Below are 19,306 nucleotides of genomic sequence, written 5' to 3' on the forward strand. Positions count from 1 at the left end.
ACATTCATGCACATCGACATGCTGTTCCTGTTGTGGGCCATCCCTTTGCTGCTGCTGGTCTATGCCTATGGCTGGCGGCGACGCAAACGGATCATGGCGCGTTTCGGCGTCCCCGCCACGCTGCAGACGATCGCACCCCGGGGCATGGACCGGCGGCGTCGGCTGCAGGCCGGATTGATTGTAACGGCCGCGCTGCTGCTGATCATTGCCATGGCCGGCCCCCAGTATGGTTTTCGCTGGCAAAAGGTCGAACGCCGGGGTGTAGACCTGATCGTGGCCCTGGACTGTTCACGCAGCATGCTGGCCCAGGATATTCAACCCACGCGGCTGGACCGGGCCAAGCGGGAAATCATCGATCTGCTGGCCATGCTGCGCGGCGACCGCGTGGGCCTGGTGGCCTTCGGCGGGACCGCCTTTCTGCAGTGCCCGCTCACCCTGGACTATGCCGCCTTCGACCTCTTCCTCGATGTCCTGACCCCCGACTACCTGCCCGTAGGCGGCACCGATCTGGGAGCGGCCATCCAGGCCGCGCTCGACGCCTTCGATCCCCAAGACCCGGCCGACAAGGCCGTTATCCTCATCACCGACGGCGAACACACGGGCCGGACCGATCCCCAGGCCGCGGCCCTGGCGGCCCAAAAGGCGGGCGTCAAGCTGTTCTGTATCGGCGTGGGCGCAGATTCGGGCGTCCCGGTACCGGCCGCCAAGGGCGGTTTCCAGAAAGATGCGGCCGGCAGCATCGTCATTTCCCGCCTGGACGAGGCGCTGCTCAGCCGCCTGGCCCTGGCCACCGGCGGCGCCTACGTCCGTTCGGTGGCGGGGGATATGGACCTGGATCGCATCTACCGCGAACAGATTCGCGGCACCATGGCCGACGCCGCGCTGGAAAGCGGACGCAAACAGGTGTGGGCCGACCGGTTCCAGTGGCCCCTCTCCCTGGCGTTGATCCTGCTGCTGGCCGCCTGGGCCATCCCCGAAGCCAGAACCGGGGCGGCCGCGCTGTGCGCCGCCTTGATCCTCCTCGGCCCAGCCCCCGGTCCGGCGGCAGCCGGTCCCCTGCAAAAGGGGTATGAGGCCTATCGGCAGGAACAATTCGATCAGGCCCTCGAACAGTTTCTGCAGGGGCAGGTCCATCGACCGGACGATCCCCGGGTGCTGTACAACATCGGTAATGCCTATTACAAAAGCGGCGATTACGATGCCGCCGAAGCCTATTACAACCGGGCCCTCTCCCAGGCCCCGCCGGAACTGCAGGCCAAGTTGCGCTACAACCTGGGCAACACGGCCTACCGCCGCCAGGCCCTGGAGGAGGCCGTCGCCCATTACCAGGCCGCGCTGGCCGTCGATCCCAGCGACGAACAGGCCCGGGCCAACCTGGATTTCGTCCGCGAACAGATGAAACGGCAACCACCGCCAAAAGCGGACGGCGGTGAGGGCGCCGAAGAGAAACAGGAGAACCCGGCGGCCTCTTCCGGGCAGGACGGCGCACCGCCCCCCGAAAAACAGACTGGATCGGACGAAACGACAACCCAGGGCAGCCCATCGTCCCGCGACCCGGACCAACAGCAGGATAAAGCACAACGAGGGCCCGAGGCGCCGGAATCTGGCGAGGCATCGCCCCAGGCAGATGCGCCAACCTCCCCCGGAAACGACCCGGCGGCCGAAGGCCGGGACCGACAATCCGGCGCCCCGGCCGCCGTCCAGATGCTCAACCGGCTCAAGGACGAACCCGGCCGGGCCATGATGCCCCGGTATCAACGGCGCCAGGTGGAAAAGGATTGGTGATGAACCGACGGCGATGGATCATAGGCCTGCTGTGGCTGTTGATATCGGTGGCCCCGGCCGTTGCCGCCGAACCGGCCGCCCGCGAGGTGTGGGTGACGGCGACCGTTTCCGACCCAGATCCATATGCAGGCCAGCAGATCACCTACCGCTTCGCGCTCTATCAATCGGTCCGGGTGACCGACGCCACCCTCCAACCGCCGGCGTTCGACGGTTTTATAGCCAAGGAGATCGCAGACCGCGCGTCGCGGCGGGAAACCATCGACGGCCGGGAGTACGTGGTCACCGAGATCTATTATGTACTGGTGCCCCTTGCGCCCGGCGCGCACACCATCGGTGCGGCCACCCTCCAGTTGGGTATCGTGAGGCCGGACCGGCAGCGACGCCGTACCCCCTTCGACGACTTCTTCGACGATCCCTTTATTCTTCGCGGCCGCGTGGAGCCCCGGGTGCTGAAAAGCCAGCCCCTGGCCGTGACCGTCCGCCCCCTGCCCCCCTGGGACGGCCCGTTCCCGTTTTCGGGGCTGATCGGCGAGTTCGACATGACGGCCGCCATCGACAACACCCGGCTCAAAGTGGGCGACTCCACGACACTGACCCTCTCCATCCAGGGCCGGGGCAACATCGCCGATGCGGCGCCCCCGCCGATCGCCATGCCGGAAACGATCAAGACCTACGCCGACGCACCCGACGAACAGATCGAACTGACCGCCGACGGTTACCAGGGGAAAAAGAGCTTCCGCACGGCGCTGGTGCCGGTGCAGGCCGGCGACGTCCCATTGCCCGGGGCGCAAATGGTCTATTTCGACGTGGTTCAGGAGACCTATCGCACCCTGACCGTGCCCCTGCCCGCCCTGTCCGTGGCGCCGGGCGAAGCCGCACCGGCCTTTCCCCCGGCCGCCGGCCCGGCGGCTGCGCAACCCGAAAAATCGGCGGTGACCTTTACCGGCCGGGACATTCTGCCGCCCAAGGAGGGCCTGACCGCCCTGACGCCGCATCGTCCCCTCACCTGGCCCATGCTCCTGCTCGGTCTGCTGCTGCCGGCCGCGGGCTTCGGGGCCACGGTCCTGATCCAGCGTGCCCGGCGCATGGACCGCCACCCGGTCGCGCGCATGCGCAACCGGACACGCCAGGCCATGAAAACCGCCCGTGTCCAGATCGCCGCCGACGCCTCGGCCTTTTTGACCGCACTGTACCAGGCCCTCACCTCGGCCATCTTCGCACGCATCGGCCGGAGCGGCGAAGCCCTGGCATGGAAAGAGGCCGAAACGCTGCTGTGCGGCCACGGCGTGGATCCGGAATTGTCCCGGCAGGCGGCCGAACTGCTCACCCAAATCGAATCGAGCAAATTCAGCGGCGCGCGGATATCCAGGGAGGAACGCGAGCGGCTGCTCGTCGGCACGCGCCAGATGATCCGGAGGCTGATCCCATGATCCGATCGATTCGCATCCTCGCCTGGGCGGCCGCCGCCCTGGCGCTGTGGTGGGCGACATCGGCCGCATCGCCCTTGGCCCGGCAGTTTCTGGCGGGCCTGGAAGCCTACCAGGCCGGACGGTACGAGCAGGCCATCGACCAGTGGGAAAAGATCGTCCGCAGCGGCGTCGCCAACCCGGAGCTCTTCTACAACCTGGGCAACGCCTGCCTGAAGGCCGACCGGCTGGGCCCGGCCATTCTCTGGTATGAGCGGGCCGCCCGGCTGCGGCCCAACGATCCGGACCTTCGGTTCAACCTCGATTATGCCCGATCCCTGACCCGGGACCGCACGGAAGATACGGCGATTTCCCTGGCCCGCATCCTCTTTTTCTGGAACTACCAGCTGAGCCGACGCGCCATCGCCGTCACGGGACTGGCCGGCAACCTGATCTTCTGGCTGCTCATGATCGCCTGGCGGCTGACCCGGCGAAGAGGGTTTTTCCGGACCGCCCTTCTCGTGGCCGTCCCCGCCCTCGTCCTCATCCTGACCGCTGCGGCCAACCTCTACGACGACGGCCGGCGACGACAGGCCGTCATCCTGCCCGAAGCCGTATCGGTGCGTTCCGGCCACCAGCCGACCGATACCGAACTGTTCGTGCTGCATGCCGGTGCAAAGGTACGCGTGGTCAAGCAACAAAAAAATCATTATCAAATCCGTTATTCGGCCGATAAGATCGGATGGATTGAACAACAGGCGGTGGGCCTGATCGATACGATACAATAGAGACGATTGCGTGATGACCTGAGCGGGACAGCGGCCGTGTACATGTTGAAACGAAAATGTCGGTTCTATCGCGATGCCTTCGGCATCGCCGCCCGCAACTTCGTGTGGGATGACTGTTTGACCGTCTCCGCCTCGATCTCGTTTGTCTTCCTGCTCTCGATCATTCCCTTTTCGGCGCTGTTCCTCTTTCTGCTCAACTTTTTCAAGGATCTCTTTCTGCCGGGCATGATGCCGGACAACATGGTGGACATCCTCGTGGAGGATATCACCCAGGTCATCCCCTTCGTCTCACGGAGCTGGATTCAAACCCACCTCATCGAATCGGTCGGCCTGGGCTCGTTCACCACGATCAACCTGCTGATGCTGCCCATTGTCAGCGGCCTGTTGTTCAAATCCCTGGAAGAGGCGTTCCGCCGGATCTTTCACCTGGAGCGGCGCCATCTGCTCAAGGGACATATCGCCTATGCCGCCATGAGCATCTTTGCCATCCTGCTCTTTTTCATGGCCAACCTGATCTGGACCCTGGCCGCCGACACGGTCCGGCCGCTGCAGCAAGTCCTGGCGCAAGACCCCTACATCCACGATATTTACGCCACGGCCATCGACTACGTCACCTTCAACCAGTACAACATCGTTTCCGCCCTGATCCTGATCCTCTTTTTCCTCGCCACCGCCCGGCTGTTCCTGTCGACGCCCATCAAAATGCATCACCGCGTGGCCGCGGCCGCCCTCTTCGCCGGGTCATGGATTCTGGCGCGCGTGGTCTTCGGCTTCTATATCCAGCACGTCACCCGAATCAACGTCCTGTTCGGGTCGCTCAGTTCGGTGTGCATCATTTTGCTCTGGGTGTTCTACTCGTCCCTTGCCTTGCTCTATTCCGTGGAATACATGTATGTACTGCATGGCGGCCCCTACAAGGTGTGGGACGACCGACCGCGTACCCGGCCATCGAGCCGCTAGCGCATCAGAAATCCGAGAATCTCCAGAGGCCCATGGCAACCATCAGCCCTAGCCGGCGCCGATCCTTTTACGAAGGCATGCGCGACACGCTGCCGCTGATCATCGGCGCCATTCCGTTCGGCATCATCTTCGGCACCCTGTCGGGCAGCGCCGGTCTTTGCGCAGCCGGCGCCCTGGGCATGTCCTTGTTCGTGTTCGCCGGGTCGGCCCAGTTCGTGGCCCTGGGCATGCTGGCCAACGGCGCGGCCTGGCCGTTGATCGCCCTCACCACCCTGGTGGTCAATTTCCGCCACCTGCTCTACACCGCCACCCTGCTGCCCTACCTGCAGCGCCTGCCCCGCAGGTGGCAGGCCGCGCTGGCCTTCGGCCTGACCGACGAGACCTTTGCCGTGGCGGTGCGGCGCTGGCAGGCGCCAGGGACCCGACCGGACGACCACTGGTACCAGCTGGGCTCCATGCTCTTCATGTACGTCAATTGGAACCTGTGCACGATCGTGGGATTGGTGGCCGGGCGGCTCCTGGCCGGTATCGCCGACTGGGGGCTCGATTTCGCCATGCTGGCGGCCTTCATCGGCATGCTGATCCCCTACCTGAAGGACCGCCCCAATTACGCGGCCATGCTGGCGGCCGGGGCGAGCGCCATCGTCTTTCAAGGCCTGCCGCATAAATTGGGATTGCTGGCCGCTTCGCTGATCGGGGTGGGGGCCGGCCTGCTGGCCGAACGGTGGGCTTCGACCACGGATGACACCCCGAGCCCGGAGGCGTGACGTGGAGACGTTCTATCTGGTTGGCGCCATGGCGCTGGTCACTTTTCTCATCCGCTACCTGCTGCTGCCGCTTTCGGGACGCGTCGAGTTGTCCGACGGTCTTCGGCGGGCGCTGCGTTACGTGCCGCCGGCCGTTCTCACGGCCATCGTGGTACCCTTCGCCCTGTTCCCCGACGGCCAGAACCTGCAATTTTCCCTTGCCAATCCCTATCTGGTCGGCGCCGGCGCGACCCTCGCCATCGGCTGGCTGAGCCGGCACCTGCTGCTCACCATCGTGGGCGGCATGGCCTGTTTCTGGGCATGGCGGGCCGTGCTGGCCATGGGCTGGATTTAGGCGCCCGCCTGAAACCGGTGATAAGCCGCCACCTTGGACAGGGCCGTCACGGCCCTGTCCAGCCCGTGGTAAAACGGCACGCCGGCGTCGCGAAAGATCTTTTCCAGTCGCATCCGCGTCTGTTGAATCGCCGCCTGGGGCTGATACTGGCGCCACACCACCACCACGGGCTTGCCGCTGGTGTGCCGGCGCGCCTCCCCGGCGATGTAATGGCCGATGCGTTCGACATGCGCGCCCTGCTCCAAACCGAAGAGCCAGTCCAGGTGCAGGGAGATGACGAACAGGTGCAGGTTCGGCTCGGCTGACAGGTGCCCGAGGGTGGGCCCGAGCAAATCGAGATTGGTCAGCAGGAGGTGGGCGTCGATGGGATTGCGGATCATGTTGCCGGCCGGCGGGATGATCTCCCTGAGCCGGGCCATAAGGGCCGGCGTCAGGGCCGGCATCTCCAGCCCCGCCTTGGCGCAGCTGTCGGCCGCCGCCACGCCGATACCGCCGCCGGTGCCCAGGATCGCCAGGCCACGGCCCTGCCAGGGCGGCAGGTGGCGCAAGGCCAGGACCACATCGGCCATCTCCTCCAGGGAGTCGGCCTGGATGGCGCCGGTCTGCTTGAAAAAGGCCTGCCAGATCTTGACCCCGCCGGCCAGGGAGCCGGTGTGCGATGCCACGGTGCGGGCTCCGGATTCGGTCACGCCGCCTTTTACCATCACCACCGGCTTGTCCCGGTTGATCTCACGCACCTGCCCGAGCAGCCGGCGGCCGTTTTTAACCCCTTCCAGATACATGGCGATGATGCGGGTGTCCGCGTCCCCGGCGAGGTAGGCCATAAAATCGGTGCTGTCCAGCACCACGGCATTGCCGTAACTGAACACCTTGCTGAAATGAAGGCCGTAGGTATCCGCCGCGTAATTGGTGAAATCCTGGGCATTGCCGCCGCTCTGGCTCACCATGGCCACCGGCCCGCTGGGCGCAGGGGCCGATACCCAGGTGACCAGGCGCGAGGCCGGCACATAGAGTCCCATGCAGTTGGGGCCGATGAGATTCAGACCGCCGTCTACGGCGATCTGCTGCACCTCGGCCTGCAGGCGGATGCCCTCGGGTTCATCGGTCTCCTTGAATCCCGAAGAGAAGATGTGGACGTTCCGGCAGTCCGCGGCGATGCAATCCTTCAGGGCCGCCGGCACGGCCGGGGCCGGCACGGAGATCACCACCAGGTCCACGGGTTCGGGCAAAGCGGTCAGTGTGGGATAGGCCTTGATGCCTTCGATTTCGTCGGCCCGGGGATTGATGGGATAGAGCCGCCCCTCGAAGCCGAAATTGCGGATACAGCGGTAAATGCCGGGAAATCCTCCGATCTGGGTGCGCGCCACACCCACCACGGCAATGGATCGGGGATGGGCCATCACCTCCAGGGCGGCATTGAGACGGGCGACCCGCTCCTCGACTTCCGGTGCATCGAGGGCCGGAGCGGCGGTGTCCGGGTCGGCCAGGACCACCAGGGCATCCACCGCCGTGACCGTGCCGTCGGCGGAGACGATCAGCGGATTGATGTCCGCCTCCGCGATTTGCGGATACTCCAGCCCGAGCCTGGAAAGTCCCGTCAGGGCGGCGGCCAGCGCCGTCCGGTCGGCAGCCGCCTCGCCCCGGAAATCCCCCAGGAGCGCGCGCGCGGCCAGCTCGTCCATCATGGCCAGGGCCTGCCGTTCATCGATGGGCGCGATGCGAAACACCACATCGCCGAGCGCCTCGGCAAACACGCCGCCCAGGCCGAACATCACCACGGGCCCGAATTGGGGATCGCGGGTCAACCCGGCGACGAACTCGCGCCGGCCGGCGATCATGGGCTGTACGAGGCACCCCTCCCAGGCGTCCCCGGCGGCAGCTTTGATGTCGTCAAAGGCGGCCCTGAGCTGATCCGGCGTCTGCAGATTGATCTTGACGAGACCCAATTCGGTCTTGTGGGTCAGTTTGCTGCCCAGCCCTTTCAGCACCACAGGGTACCCCACGGATTGGGCGGCGGAAACGAGCTGGGTGTCACTGGTGACGATCACCTCCGGCACCACGGGAATTCCGTAATGGCCGAGGATCTGTTTGGATTCCGCCTCATCGAGAGAGCGTCGGTTTTCGTTACGGCAACGGGCAATCCATTCTGAAGGTTCCAAAGCATCTGCCTTTCGAGGATTCGGTCGCCCCTGACGTCCCCTGCCGATGAAACGGCGCGCACAACCAGCAGGAGAGATGACCGGCAATTGATCCAACGGGTGGTTTGAACCGGTTGCAGGGTTATCTTTTGAACGGTGTTCAGTGGATAGAATTTACCAGTTCGGCAGGAGGGCGTCAACGCATAAAAACGAACGTTCGTTCTATTGCAGCGCCGCCGTCACGCATCGGCGCCCCGTTCAACGGGAGCCCTGGCGTTTCAGAACGAGTTTTTTCAAAAAGGCGCTGATGCGCCTTCCGATGGGTCGGGTAATCACATAGACATTGCCGGCCACCATCACATGCACGATGGCCGATCCCGCCGCGCCCACATCCGGCGTCAGGATCCGGGGGGTGACGATCACCGCGGTGATGAAGGCAATGAGGATCTGCCACGTGTCCGGCAGAAAAATCAGGTAAAAAAACAGGTATCCGGGTGTCAACGGTCTCTTTTGCAAGGCGTTCGCTCTCATTCAAGGCGGATCTGCGATCCACCTGCACGGTTCGTGTCGATCTGTGTCCGCAGCGATCATATCCGGCCTCACACTTGCCGGGCGGTTCGGGCACTATAGAAGGCAACCCAAACGGAGATCAACCCCTATTTTTGACCCGACCGCCATCTCCGGCCGGCCTGTTTCGTCAGGCGATAAATTTCCCCAGATCACTGTGCTGCAGCTTGATTTCATGGATCAGACGATCATAGCGCAGCATCCTGATCATCGAGCGGATGATCAGGTAGGCGCTGAAAGCGACCAGGGCTGCGCACAGCGCGCCCAGAGGGATGAGCAAATGCAGGACGTGAAGCACATCGTAATATTTCGACGTGGCAATCAACACACTCATCACCGACAGCGGAAGGGCCAGAACGGCTATACCTGTGCGCATGACCGCCAGAGAGGTGCGCTTTTCAGCCAGAACGAGCTGCACTTCGTTGATGATGATCGCATTCTGTTCGTCTGTTTCGCTGTTCATATCTGCTATAATCGCAAAAAAGTCAGAAATCCCCCTTTTACCGTCATCCCGCTTACCATCACCCCGGTGTAGCCATCTTCAGCCCGACGATCCCCGCAATGATCAACCCAACGCTGATCAGCCGGGCGGCATTTGCAGCTTCACCCAGCAGAACGATCCCCAGCAAGACGGTTCCGACAGCGCCCACGCCGACCCAAACAGCATAGGCGGTGCCCACCGGCAGCGACTTCATGGCCAGGCCCAGCAACCAGAGACTGATCATCATCGCCACGACGGTCCAGACCGTGGGCCACAGCCGGGTAAATCCGTCGGTGTACTTCAACCCGATCGCCCAGCCGGTCTCAAACAGTCCCGCAACAACCAGAATGACCCAAGCCATATGTTTCCTTTAGATGAATTCACTTTGATTGCATTTTGATCGTCAGCAGCCTGCAAATTATCGCCACAGTTTTGTTATGTCAATGTAATAACTGATTTTTTTAATACCCAAACCCCATTTACAGGATCGTGTCTGCTACGTTTTTCGCTGCAGACGCTACAGCCTTCGCGTTGATTAGGCCTAAGTTGAGCGAAACAATAGCTTCGACTATTTCCATGGCCGCATGCATCTGAGCGAATTTGCCGAAAATCAGATCTTGTTTTGGTTCGTTAGGGAAAGGCGACTAGGCCCGGGTGGGGCAGGTTGCCAGGGCCACTTGAGCCATGCGGTTTAGTGTCGCTTTAATGCAAACGGCGGACAAGCGGCCCAGACTGTTTGAGCGCAGCGAGTTTCTGGGCCGCCCGCCGTGCATTTTAGCGACACTTGACCGCTTGGCGTGTGGCATCGGCCACCTGTCCCACCCGGGCCGGGTTTAATGCAAAGGCATAACATTCAGTCAGAATTGCCGCCACCCGCAATATGGGTTTTACATCGCTTTGAAAAGGGGTATATTCTGCGGTTGCGATACCGCAAGTCCAAAAATAGTCGTTTCTTTTATTTGCCAAGCGTGGAGGTTAGCTGCGTTGAAGAGAAAAACGATACCCCAAGAGATAAGAGGCACCATCCCATGGGGATGGTTGATTGGCCTGGCCCTCTTGATCGTGGCGGCCGGGGTCACGTTGCTGCTGCTGCCCAAGCCGACGCCCCACACGGCGCCCCCACCCATCGTGACGGCCAAGATACCGCAAGTGCCGGAGACCCGGCCGCAGCCCGCGACCGATGAGGAGGCAGGAGATTCGGCCCAGGGCACAGCGGCCGGCGACATAACCAAGGAGAGCACCGCACCCGAGGCCGTTCAGGACGACGCCTTCCCGGACGCCGACGGTTCGGCAGCATCGGCCAGAGAGAGCGATGCCGGCGCCGATTCGGCCGAGTCGAATGTAAAAGACGAGGCAAAGCCGCCACTGGCCGCCGTCGCCCCATCGACACCCTCGACCCCTTCAAAACCTGAAACATCGCCGGCTACACCGGCCTCATCCGAGAGCGCCGCACAGACCGAAGGCGCAACGGCGGCCGAAGAGCCCACCCCGTCCCGGGAGCGCCCGCCGGCATCGGCCGACGATTCCACCTCGGCCGGCGAGGAGAACGAAGCTGAACCAGCAGCGGCCGCCCCTGCCGAAACAGACGAAAAGGCGCCGGTTCCGACCCAAGTATCCACTTTCCAAGGATATACCATCCAAGTGGGGGCTTATCGGAACAAGGAGAATGCCGACGCCAAAATGGCCGACCTGCAACAGCGGGGCTATCCGGCCTATCTGTTTGAAGTGACCGATGCACGCCGGCGTTCGTTTTATATGGTGCGGTTCGGGCAGTTCGACGGCCACCAGGAGGCCTCCGAAACGCTGGCCGATTTCAAGGAAAAGGAAAATATGCAGGCCGTCATCGTCCGCGCCGGCTCGATGTAGCCTCGAGGGATCCTATTGGCCGGGCAGGGTTTGGCGCGGCCTCAGAGCACGATGCGCCAGCAGCGGTGAATGTGCTTGCGTTTGTGAAGGTAGTCTTCGGGTATGGTGCGGCCGGTGATCTCCTCGACCTCGGCCGCATTCAACAACGCCAGTTGATCGGTAAAACTCTGGTGGTTGGTAGAAAAAAGAATCGTGCCACCCGGCCGCACGAGGGCCGCGACATCGGTCAGCAACCGCAGGTGATCCGCGACGATGTCGAAGGATTCGCCTTCCTTCTCGATCGTGTAAAAAGAGGGGGGATCGACCACCGCCAGGTTAAAGCGCTGGGATTTGCCCCTTGCCGCCGATAGAAACTCGAAGGCGTGGGCCTGGATCAGCCGGTTCTCCTTTTCCGGCACCTCGTTGAGCGCAAAATTCCGGCGGGCCCATTGAATGGCGCTCTTGGATCGATCCACGGACACGGTCGAACGGGCGCCGCCACGGGCCGCATAGCAGGAGAAGGTGCCGGTGTAACAAAACAGGTTCAGAAATTCCTTGCCGGCGGCCATCTCGCGAACCATCTGACGCGTGTTGCGATGGTCGCCGAACAGCCCGGTATCCACGTAATCCCAGGGATTGACGATAAATTTGAAGTCTCGTTCCGAAACGGTGATCGTGCGGTCGGTGTGGTCTATACGCTCGTATCGCCGTCCTTCGGCTTTGCCGTAGTAGCGCGCCTTCAGGTGGATGTTTTCGGGCGGCACGCCCAGGGCCTCGCCGACGGCCGCCCCCATCAGCGGCAACCATTCCGGTGTGGACTGCTTGCGGGTGTACTCGCCGATCACCAGATGCCCGGCATACCAGTCCACCACCGCCCGGATCTCGGGAATGTCCCAGTCGTAAAGCCTGAAAACCTCGATGTGCTCCCGTTCGAAACGCTTGCGCAGGTGGCGATAGCGTTTTTTGACCTTGTTGGCCAGCATTTCGGCCTGCTGTCCATAGTGTTCCTGCTGCGCTTCTGCCATGGGTCCGCCGTGGTTCGGTGTGGATTAAATCGACTCGACGTACTGTATCATCTTTTTGCGCTCGGTTGAATCGGGTATTCGGCCGAAATTGGCGCCCATGTTGTCCTTCATGTGACGGGTTTTGGATGTGGCCGGTATGATGCAGGTGACCGCCGGATGGGCCAGGATGAATTTCAGGAAAAACTGGCCCCAGCTGCGGGCATCGAATTCACCGGCCCATTCGGGCACCGCCTGTCCCTTGACCCTGACGAAGAGCCCGCCGCGCTGATACGGACGGTTGATCAGGGTGGCGATCCCCCGGTCGGCCGCCAGCGGCAACAGCCGTTCCTCGGGGACGCGGTCTTCGATGTTGTAGGAAAACTGAACGAAATCGATCCGTTCGGTTCGCATGATCTCTTCCAGCTCCCGGTGATCGCGGCCGTGCGAGGTGGTAACGCCGATGTAACGGATTTTCCCCTCGGAGCGCCATTGACGCAAGGTCTCCAGGTGGGTCCGCCAATCGCGCAGATTGTGAATCTGCATCAGGTCCATCACTTCGACGCCCATCAACCGCATGGATTGCCGCATCTGGTCTTCGCCGGCCTGGCGGCCGTCGGTCCACACCTTGGTGGCGGCAAAAAGGCCATCCGCGTTCAAGTGACTCAACAAGCGGCCCACCACCCTCTCCGCCGAACCATACATTGGCGATGAATCGATGACCGTGCCGCCCTGTTGGAAAAAGATCGAGAGTACGTCGGCCAGCCGCTCTATCTCGTCCGGATGGCTGCCCGCATTGAAGGTGCGCGAGGTGCCCATGCCGATGACCGGAATCCGTTCGCCACTGGACGGTATGGCGCGTTCAAGGGGTTCGGGAACCATCGCCAGGATATCCCTCGGGGTAAACGCCACGCCGAGGGTCATCAATCCCAATGAGCCCATAAAGGCGCGGCGACTCAGTCTGATCGGCTTTGTAATCGTTGTCGTCATAACATCCTCCCTTCTAAATCGGGTTTCGCGCCCGACCACCAAGTTCGTCCGCCGCAAGTTCGGCCTGTCGACGGCCCAGGCGATAGGAGACCCAGGCCCAAAGGCAGGCCATGGGAACGGCGAGAAAGGCAATGGCCGACAGCGTCAATCCGATGCTTTGCATGGCGGCATAGAGCCAGGCACTCAAGGCGTCTCCGCCGCGATACACCACGGTGTCGATGAAATTCTTGGCCTTGTACTTCTCTTCCTTGGTCAGTACGACATAAAGCATTTCACGGCCCGGCCGCGTGATGGCGTAGTTGCCGGCCCGGCGCAGCACCTGGACGAGCACCAGCACGCCGAGCAGCGGCGCAAACCCCATGACCAGGAAACCGGCACCGAGCAGTACCGGGATCAGGGCCAGGGCCCGCCCGAGTCCCAGGCGATCGATGATGCGGCCGGTCAAAAAGAGTTGAAGGGTCAGGGTCAGCGCATTGACCGCGAAATCGATGCCGGCGAACAGAGCGGTGCGGACGGCCGGATCATCGAACCGATCCCGGATGATGTGCGCCTGTTGAAAATAGAGAAAGGTCGCCAGCGAAGAGAAGAGAAAGATCATCAAGCAGATGCCGGACAGATAGGTGGAAGTGAAGACCAGCCGTATGCCGGCCAGCACCCCGCCGCCGATGGCCGCATCTTTGGCTGAATCGTTTCCAGAATCAATGAATCGGTCCGCTTCCCCGGGGTCATGGGCATTGCCGCGGCCGGCCCCGAAGGAACCATCGCCCTTCTTGTCCTTCGCATGGCGCCAGGCCACCAGGCGCTGGACGCACAGGGCCGCCACCGTCAAAAAGAGGGCCGAGACCAGAAGCAGGTTCGTCGGGCCAGTGCGGATCACCAGCATCGCTGTAAGGGCCGGGCCGGTCAGCGCACCGGCCGTGCCGCCGGCGGCGATGACGCCGAAAAGGCGTTTTGCCTGCTCGGTATTGAAGATATCGGTCATGAAACTCCAGAACACCGAGACGATGAACAGGTTGAAGACGCTGGTCCATATGAAGAAGATGCGGGCCACATGGACATCGGTCAGCGCCGACTTGAAGAGAACGAAGAAAACGAGAAGATTGGAAATAAAAAAACCGTAGACAAAGATCAGGAACCGGTGGGGTGCGTATCGGCGGGTGATCCAGCCGAACAGGGGGACCGCCGCAAGCATGGCGGCAAACGTCCCGCTGAAGAGCCACTGCAGTTTATCCACCCCGCCGGCGATGCCCATCTCGTCTCTCATGGGTCGGATGATGTAATAGCCGCATAACAGAGAAAAAAAGTAAAGGAATGACCAGATCAGCGCCGCCGCCTCGCCCTGTTTCAGGGCCATCATCCGTTTCAGCCACGGGATGCCTCCGGACGTGCGCCACCCACTCGATTCAGCGGCAAGGATCGATTTTGGTGTCGGATTGTGGCTCAGACCGCTGGTTATCCAGTCGGCAATCGCCCTGTTTTCTGTCTGTTTTGAAGCTGCGGCTTTTCTCCCGGTGGGCGTAGGGAAGAAAAAAGTGGCGGAGAGCGAATCTCCGCCACGATGGATGATCACTTTAGAATGTCATGGACGACCGACGCATCAGATACGGCCGCCGAGGCCCCCCGGTGGGTCATTTCGTCTGAATGTCCAGGAAGGACTCTTTTCGGCCGGTGAACTGTAGGCCATGTTCGATTTATTGATGGTGCGCTGCCGTTCCTGCTCGCCTTCGAAAACACGGTCCCGGCATTCACCCCTGCACTTTCCACTGGTATCTCTCGATGGCATCTTTTTCATGTTGGATCTCCTTTTATACCTGTCGCCGCCGCCTCGATTCGATGGGCGCCTGTTCGGCGCGGGCGATACCCGCCGCCGCAGGACCGATCAGATCGGCGGTCAGCTGCATTCGTTGAAACAATTGCGCTCGCGGGTTTTGCATATGGCTGCGCCGCCTTCCTCCTCGACGCAGCGCACCCACTCCAATGCGCACACCTCTTCACAGCGCATATCTTCGGGGATGTCATAGGTTGATGAACTCATGGTGCCTCCTCTCTGAATCTGATCGTCGGACCATCATGCGCCTGTCACGCCTTGCAACGCACGGCAGCGACGCGACGCCGCATCGTTTCGCCTGAAAAAGAATCACGCGGGACCGGCCTGGGGGACCTGGATGGAAAAAGCGGAAGTCAGAACGGGGAACGTGGTGCCGGTGTTCAGGGCGGCCCCTTTTCAGGCGCCGTGTCGTCTTTAGAAAAACTCTAGTGGTTCGGCGGTATTTGTCAAGCCGGGCAACCCCACTCCCCTTGCCAGCCCGGACGCAGATGCGCTATAGGCATTGAAAAACCACCGGGAAAATCCAACTCCCGGCGCGGACAAGGAGGCACCCTTGCAACTGGACAAGCAACTGCACGCATTCATATGGCGCTCCATGTCGGTCAACAACTGCAACACCTATCTGATCGACCGATCCAGGCGCATCCTCATCGATCCGGGCCACAGCGCCTATTTCGACCATGTGGAGAGCGGACTGCGGGAACTGGGCCTGACCGTTGCCGATATCGACGTGGTCCTGTGCACCCATGCCCATCCGGATCACATCGAGGCCGTGCAGCTGTTCAAAGAGGCCGGCGCCCTGTTCGGGCTGCACGCGGCGGACTGGGAACTGGTCCGCCAGATGGCACCGCATCTCCAGGCAGCCGGCGGCTTCTCGCTCGACGCCCTGACGCCCGACCTGCTGCTCCAGGAGGGCGAGTTGAACATCGGCGATACCCAGTTGATGGTCTATCACACCCCCGGTCATTCGCCCGGCTCGGTCTGTTTTTATTGGCCTCTCGGGAAAGTCCTGGTGACCGGGGATCTGGTGTTCAAGGCAGGGGTCGGACGGACGGATCTGCCGGGCGGCGACGGCCGGCAGTTGAAACACAGCATCCAGAGGATGGCGGGTCTTGAGGTGGACCATTTCCTGCCCGGACACGGCGACACGATCTCCGGCGCGCAGGAGGTCCAACGCAATTTTCAGCGCCTTGACAGCGCCTACCTGAGCTATCTATAGCCGCTGTTTCTCCTGTTCCAGCTTCATGGTGAACAATTCCTGCATGGTGGCGGCTTCGTCCCGCCACTTGGGGTCGCTCTCCAGGTTGGGGGTGACCGCAGATCCCCAAACCTCCCGCTGCGTCTTCAAAAATCCAGCGAGATCCCGGCGGCGGTCATCCGCCCGCTGGGTCATTTCGGCCTGATAATCCCTGGCCAGGACCCTCAATGGCTCGATATTGCAGCCGAATACCCGTTCGAGCACGTCGAGCAGCGGCGCATGGAGCGTTTCCAGGTGCAGACGATCGAGAACCACGTGGCGAAGCACACCCGCATCGCCGAGATCATGTTTGCGGGCGACATCGGCCAGCCCCTCCTGCAACGCTTCGAGCGTCAACTCCTGATCCAGATGCTTCTGCAACAGGCCGTTGAAGATCTTCTGAGCCTCCTCGAGCCTTGCAGCGCGCTTCTCTTCGGCGCTGAAGGTCAGGTTACGGGTCTTTTCCATTACCAGATCCAACGTGCTTTTGATCTCGGCCACAGCGTCACCCTCGATGCCATTTTTGTCGTTTAAAAATTTTTTTTACAGTATTGTATTTAATTCACCAGCGACTGTCGGTCGCAAATCGAGCTTTTGAACTGTTATCACAAACGCTTAAAGAACACCACCCGATCCGGCACGCGTTTTGAACATCTGTCAGAATCCCTGAATCGTCTGGAGGAATTCTAACTGAATGAGATTGACCTTGAAAGGCGCGCCTTACAAAATTTTTTTAATAAAAAAATCGCATGGCAACGGAGATGGCAGGCGTGTGTGGGGCAGGTGGCCAGGGCCACGTGAGCCTGCGGTCTTAGAGCCAGTTAAATGCAAACGGCGGACAAGCGGCCCAGACTGTTTGAGCGCAGCGAGTTTCTGGGCCGCCCGCCGTGCATTTTACTGGCTCTTGACCGCTTGGCGTGTGGCATCGGCCAGCTGTTCCACACACGCTGGGTTCAAAGAACAGCATTCAGATAGAATCCCTGAATCGTCTGCACCCTGGTTGCATTCATGGGACGTCATGTTTTATAAAGAATTTTAGTAGATGCGGCGTTCCATCGCCGTTTCCTTTTTTTGATCAACCCGGGAACGGAGTGACATTGCGAATCGTTCTAACCAATGACGACGGCTACGGCGAACCGGGGCTGGAAACCCTGAGCGACGTGATCCGGCCCATGGGCCGGCCGATGGTCGTGGCGCCTTCCGCCCCCCAATCCGGGCTGGGCCACCAGGTCAACATGAAAACGCCGATCCGGGTGACGCGGGGCCGGCGGGAGGGGCATTACGTGGTTCACGGGGCGCCGGCCGATTGCACCCGGCTGGCCCTGAAGGCGCTGGTACCGGATGCAGACTGGGTCCTGGCCGGCATCAATCCCGGGGCCAACCTGGGCTCGGACGTCTACCAGTCCGGCACCATCGCCGCAGTCCGCGAAGCCGCCATTCTGGGCGTCAGAGCCATCGCCATCTCCCAGTACATCGCGCCCGGCTGGACCGTGGACTGGCCGGCGGCAGCCCGACAACTGGCCGAGATCCTGCCCATGGTCATGGGTGAGGCCCTCAGGCAGGGCCAATTCTGGAACATAAACCTGCCCAGCCCCATCACCATGGATTCCACGGTCGCACACGGATTCGGCCCGCTGGATAAAAACCCGCACAAGTACCGTTACCGCCAGGAGGGCGACGCCTACCACTACGAAGGCATCATCCACGACCGGCCGCGAACACCGGGCAGCGACGTGGATATCTGTTTCGGCGGCCGGATTTCGATCACACGCATGGAGATATGACCGATGAATTTCTGCCCCTACTGCGGCGCCCCACTGGTGCTCCAAATCCCCGAAGGGGACGACCGGCCAAGATACCGCTGCAGTGCCTGCGGCCGCGTTCATTATGAAAATCCCAAGGTCGTGGTGGGCTGCATCCCCCTATGGGAGGACAAGATCCTGCTTTGCCGGCGGAACATCGAACCGCAGAAGGGATTGTGGACATTGCCGGCCGGCTACCTGGAAAACGGCGAAACGGTAAAAGAGGGCGCCATTCGTGAAACGCTGGAGGAGTCCGGGGCCGTGGTCAATTCACTGCACACCTATCTGCTCCTCGATATCGTTCACATCTGTCAGATCTACTTGATGTTTCTGGGGCAATTGGAATCCCCCAATTTCCATCCTACCCACGAAAGCTCGGAGGTGGCCCTGTTCGCCGAAAAGGACGTGCCCTGGGATGCCGTCGCTTTCCGCGCCATCGAAAAGACGCTGCGTTGCTACTTCCAGGACCGTGCCGAAGGCCGTTTCCCTTTCCGCAACCGGCAAATCCATCGCAGTTCCCACGACGCTTCCTACGCCAAATACGATACCGACCCACCGGGTCGGCGCTAAACCCCTCAGGAACGGCCGCCGAAACCGACGGTCACATCCCCGTCCTGCACGATGACCGGCACCTTGCGTTGCCCCTTGGAGAGCTTGAGCATCTCTTCCATCTTGCCGGTATCCAGCTTCACATCGACATAGTCGTGATCCTTGAACGCCTCACGGGCTTGAGACGTGTAGGGTCACCCGGCCTTTCCGTAAATGACGACCTTTCCCGCCATGATGCACCTCCTGATGTTGGATTTGGTTTTCGCATTGCTTAAGCTGAGTCGCTTCATCTCGACACGTCAAGCTTTAACCGGGTCGGCACGTCGGGCAGATCTTGCAGGTCCTGAATCAATTCATCCAGGTTGATGAGGTAGCCCAATGCCTCGGCGCCGGCCTGAAGGTTCTGCCGGGCTTTTTCCGCCAGGCCGCGGGCCGCATCGGGTTTGCCGCGAAAGTAATGGACAAAGGCCCCGGCGGCCTGGATCCATCCCTTCAGGGCGGTGTGTTCGGGCTCCCTGGCCTTTGGCCAGATGGTCTCCAGCAGTTCGTGCAGTTCGAACAGCAGGCCGGCGTTCCACAGGAGGACCGCCTGGTGTCTGGGGTCGGTGTACCCGCTCTTGTCGATGTCGTCGAGCATCTTGAGGTAAGCCGCCTGACGCTCTTTTAGATAGTTGTCATAGACCGGCGCCAGATCCTGGGCCTGCCATCGGCCGACCTCCAAGGAGAGGGCGTCCGGGGTTTCCCCGGTCAACTGGGCGACGAAAGCCGTGGAGAGGTAGTTGCGCAGATCCCTCGCGAGACGGTCGCCGAACGGATCAAAATCCATCT

General features: G+C 61.6%; 22 protein-coding genes. 10 read left to right on the top strand and 12 right to left on the bottom strand.

The features are described from left to right. Positions 1 to 6 precede the first annotated feature (6 nt). From DFT_RS26330 to DFT_RS19195, 6 genes are read left to right on the top strand one after another with little or no spacing between them, the layout of a single operon-like run. Positions 7 to 1,785, top strand: a complete 1,779-nt coding sequence (locus DFT_RS26330) for a VWA domain-containing protein (RefSeq protein WP_161807207.1) — start codon at positions 7 to 9, stop codon at positions 1,783 to 1,785. After that, the gene (locus DFT_RS19175; RefSeq protein WP_054032874.1) at positions 1,785 to 3,215 is read left to right on the top strand and encodes a BatD family protein; all 1,431 of its coding nucleotides are present in this window, start codon (positions 1,785 to 1,787) and stop codon (positions 3,213 to 3,215) included. Before DFT_RS26330 ends, DFT_RS19175 begins: the two co-directional genes overlap by 1 nt. Next, positions 3,212 to 3,979 carry a tetratricopeptide repeat protein gene (locus tag DFT_RS19180; RefSeq protein ID WP_054032875.1) on the top strand — a complete coding sequence of 256 codons (768 nt, stop codon included), beginning with the start codon at positions 3,212 to 3,214 and terminating at the stop codon, positions 3,977 to 3,979. The genes DFT_RS19175 and DFT_RS19180 overlap by 4 nt, the downstream gene beginning before the upstream one ends. A gap of 42 nt (positions 3,980 to 4,021) precedes the next feature. Continuing rightward, positions 4,022 to 4,939, top strand: a complete 918-nt coding sequence (locus DFT_RS19185) for a YihY/virulence factor BrkB family protein (RefSeq protein WP_152972085.1) — start codon at positions 4,022 to 4,024, stop codon at positions 4,937 to 4,939. Positions 4,940 to 4,971: 32 nt separating this feature from the next. Next, positions 4,972 to 5,706 (top strand): AzlC family ABC transporter permease, encoded by a 735-nt coding sequence (locus DFT_RS19190; RefSeq protein WP_054032877.1) that lies wholly within the window; start codon positions 4,972 to 4,974, stop codon positions 5,704 to 5,706. Between the two features lies 1 nt (position 5,707). Then, positions 5,708 to 6,040 (top strand): AzlD domain-containing protein, encoded by a 333-nt coding sequence (locus DFT_RS19195; protein WP_200907101.1) that lies wholly within the window; start codon positions 5,708 to 5,710, stop codon positions 6,038 to 6,040. On the opposite strand, the gene DFT_RS19200 is transcribed toward DFT_RS19195, so the two are convergent. The 4 genes from DFT_RS19200 to sugE form a co-directional block, all read right to left on the bottom strand. Then, positions 6,037 to 8,199: an acetate--CoA ligase family protein gene (locus DFT_RS19200; protein WP_054032879.1), complete on the bottom strand. Its 2,163-nt coding sequence runs from the start codon at positions 8,197 to 8,199 to the stop codon at positions 6,037 to 6,039. The genes DFT_RS19195 and DFT_RS19200 overlap by 4 nt on opposite strands. 237 nt (positions 8,200 to 8,436) lie before the next feature. Beyond that, entirely contained in the window at positions 8,437 to 8,694 is a 258-nt protein-coding gene (locus DFT_RS19205; RefSeq protein WP_152972086.1) for a hypothetical protein, read from the bottom strand. Positions 8,695 to 8,875: 181 nt separating this feature from the next. Next, the gene (locus DFT_RS19210; RefSeq protein ID WP_054032881.1) at positions 8,876 to 9,208 is read right to left on the bottom strand and encodes a hypothetical protein; all 333 of its coding nucleotides are present in this window, start codon (positions 9,206 to 9,208) and stop codon (positions 8,876 to 8,878) included. A 58-nt stretch (positions 9,209 to 9,266) separates the two neighbouring features. Further along, a complete protein-coding gene (gene sugE / locus DFT_RS19215; RefSeq protein WP_054032882.1) occupies positions 9,267 to 9,587 on the bottom strand; it encodes a quaternary ammonium compound efflux SMR transporter SugE in 321 nt (106 codons plus the stop codon). A gap of 623 nt (positions 9,588 to 10,210) precedes the next feature. Here sugE and DFT_RS19220 point away from each other — a divergent pair. Beyond that, the gene (locus tag DFT_RS19220; protein ID WP_152972087.1) at positions 10,211 to 11,092 is read left to right on the top strand and encodes an SPOR domain-containing protein; all 882 of its coding nucleotides are present in this window, start codon (positions 10,211 to 10,213) and stop codon (positions 11,090 to 11,092) included. A gap of 41 nt (positions 11,093 to 11,133) precedes the next feature. On the opposite strand, the gene DFT_RS19225 is transcribed toward DFT_RS19220, so the two are convergent. The 5 genes from DFT_RS19225 to DFT_RS26335 form a co-directional block, all read right to left on the bottom strand. Then, entirely contained in the window at positions 11,134 to 12,096 is a 963-nt protein-coding gene (locus DFT_RS19225) for a class I SAM-dependent methyltransferase (RefSeq protein ID WP_054032884.1), read from the bottom strand. Between the two features lie 24 nt (positions 12,097 to 12,120). After that, entirely contained in the window at positions 12,121 to 13,062 is a 942-nt protein-coding gene (locus DFT_RS19230; protein ID WP_054032885.1) for an aldo/keto reductase, read from the bottom strand. Between the two features lie 13 nt (positions 13,063 to 13,075). Further along, positions 13,076 to 14,632, bottom strand: a complete 1,557-nt coding sequence (locus DFT_RS19235) for an NTP/NDP exchange transporter (RefSeq protein WP_200907102.1) — start codon at positions 14,630 to 14,632, stop codon at positions 13,076 to 13,078. A gap of 27 nt (positions 14,633 to 14,659) precedes the next feature. Then, positions 14,660 to 14,854 carry a hypothetical protein gene (locus DFT_RS19240; protein WP_054032887.1) on the bottom strand — a complete coding sequence of 65 codons (195 nt, stop codon included), beginning with the start codon at positions 14,852 to 14,854 and terminating at the stop codon, positions 14,660 to 14,662. 99 nt (positions 14,855 to 14,953) lie between these two features. Further along, positions 14,954 to 15,097: a hypothetical protein gene (locus DFT_RS26335; protein ID WP_161807208.1), complete on the bottom strand. Its 144-nt coding sequence runs from the start codon at positions 15,095 to 15,097 to the stop codon at positions 14,954 to 14,956. A gap of 346 nt (positions 15,098 to 15,443) precedes the next feature. On the opposite strand from DFT_RS26335, the gene DFT_RS19245 reads away from it, so the two are divergent. After that, on the top strand, positions 15,444 to 16,109 hold the full coding sequence (locus DFT_RS19245; protein WP_200907103.1) for an MBL fold metallo-hydrolase: 666 nt from the start codon (positions 15,444 to 15,446) through the stop codon (positions 16,107 to 16,109). Here DFT_RS19245 and DFT_RS19250 read toward each other — a convergent pair. Further along, positions 16,104 to 16,628, bottom strand: coding sequence for a hypothetical protein (locus DFT_RS19250; RefSeq protein ID WP_054032888.1), 525 nt, complete (start codon positions 16,626 to 16,628; stop codon positions 16,104 to 16,106). The two genes, DFT_RS19245 and DFT_RS19250, sit on opposite strands and share 6 nt — an antisense overlap. Positions 16,629 to 17,224: 596 nt before the next feature. On the opposite strand from DFT_RS19250, the gene surE reads away from it, so the two are divergent. Both surE and DFT_RS19260 read left to right on the top strand, forming a co-directional pair. After that, positions 17,225 to 17,911, top strand: a complete 687-nt coding sequence (gene surE, locus DFT_RS19255) for a 5'/3'-nucleotidase SurE (protein ID WP_054032889.1) — start codon at positions 17,225 to 17,227, stop codon at positions 17,909 to 17,911. Positions 17,912 to 17,914: 3 nt separating this feature from the next. Next, complete coding sequence (locus tag DFT_RS19260; protein ID WP_076750794.1) at positions 17,915 to 18,499, top strand: NUDIX hydrolase; 585 nt, start codon at positions 17,915 to 17,917, stop codon at positions 18,497 to 18,499. 5 nt (positions 18,500 to 18,504) lie between these two features. Here the strand turns inward: DFT_RS19260 and uxx1 are convergent, their stop codons facing one another. Both uxx1 and DFT_RS19270 read right to left on the bottom strand, forming a co-directional pair. Further along, a complete protein-coding gene (gene uxx1 / locus DFT_RS27045; protein ID WP_083453654.1) occupies positions 18,505 to 18,711 on the bottom strand; it encodes a UXX-star selenoprotein family 1 in 207 nt (68 codons plus the stop codon). A gap of 53 nt (positions 18,712 to 18,764) precedes the next feature. Continuing rightward, positions 18,765 to 19,304 carry a DUF309 domain-containing protein gene (locus DFT_RS19270; RefSeq protein ID WP_054032890.1) on the bottom strand — a complete coding sequence of 180 codons (540 nt, stop codon included), beginning with the start codon at positions 19,302 to 19,304 and terminating at the stop codon, positions 18,765 to 18,767. Positions 19,305 to 19,306: the final 2 nt, after the last annotated feature.

Source organism: Desulfatitalea tepidiphila (genome assembly GCF_001293685.1).
Taxonomy (GTDB): domain Bacteria; phylum Desulfobacterota; class Desulfobacteria; order Desulfobacterales; family Desulfosarcinaceae; genus Desulfatitalea; species Desulfatitalea tepidiphila.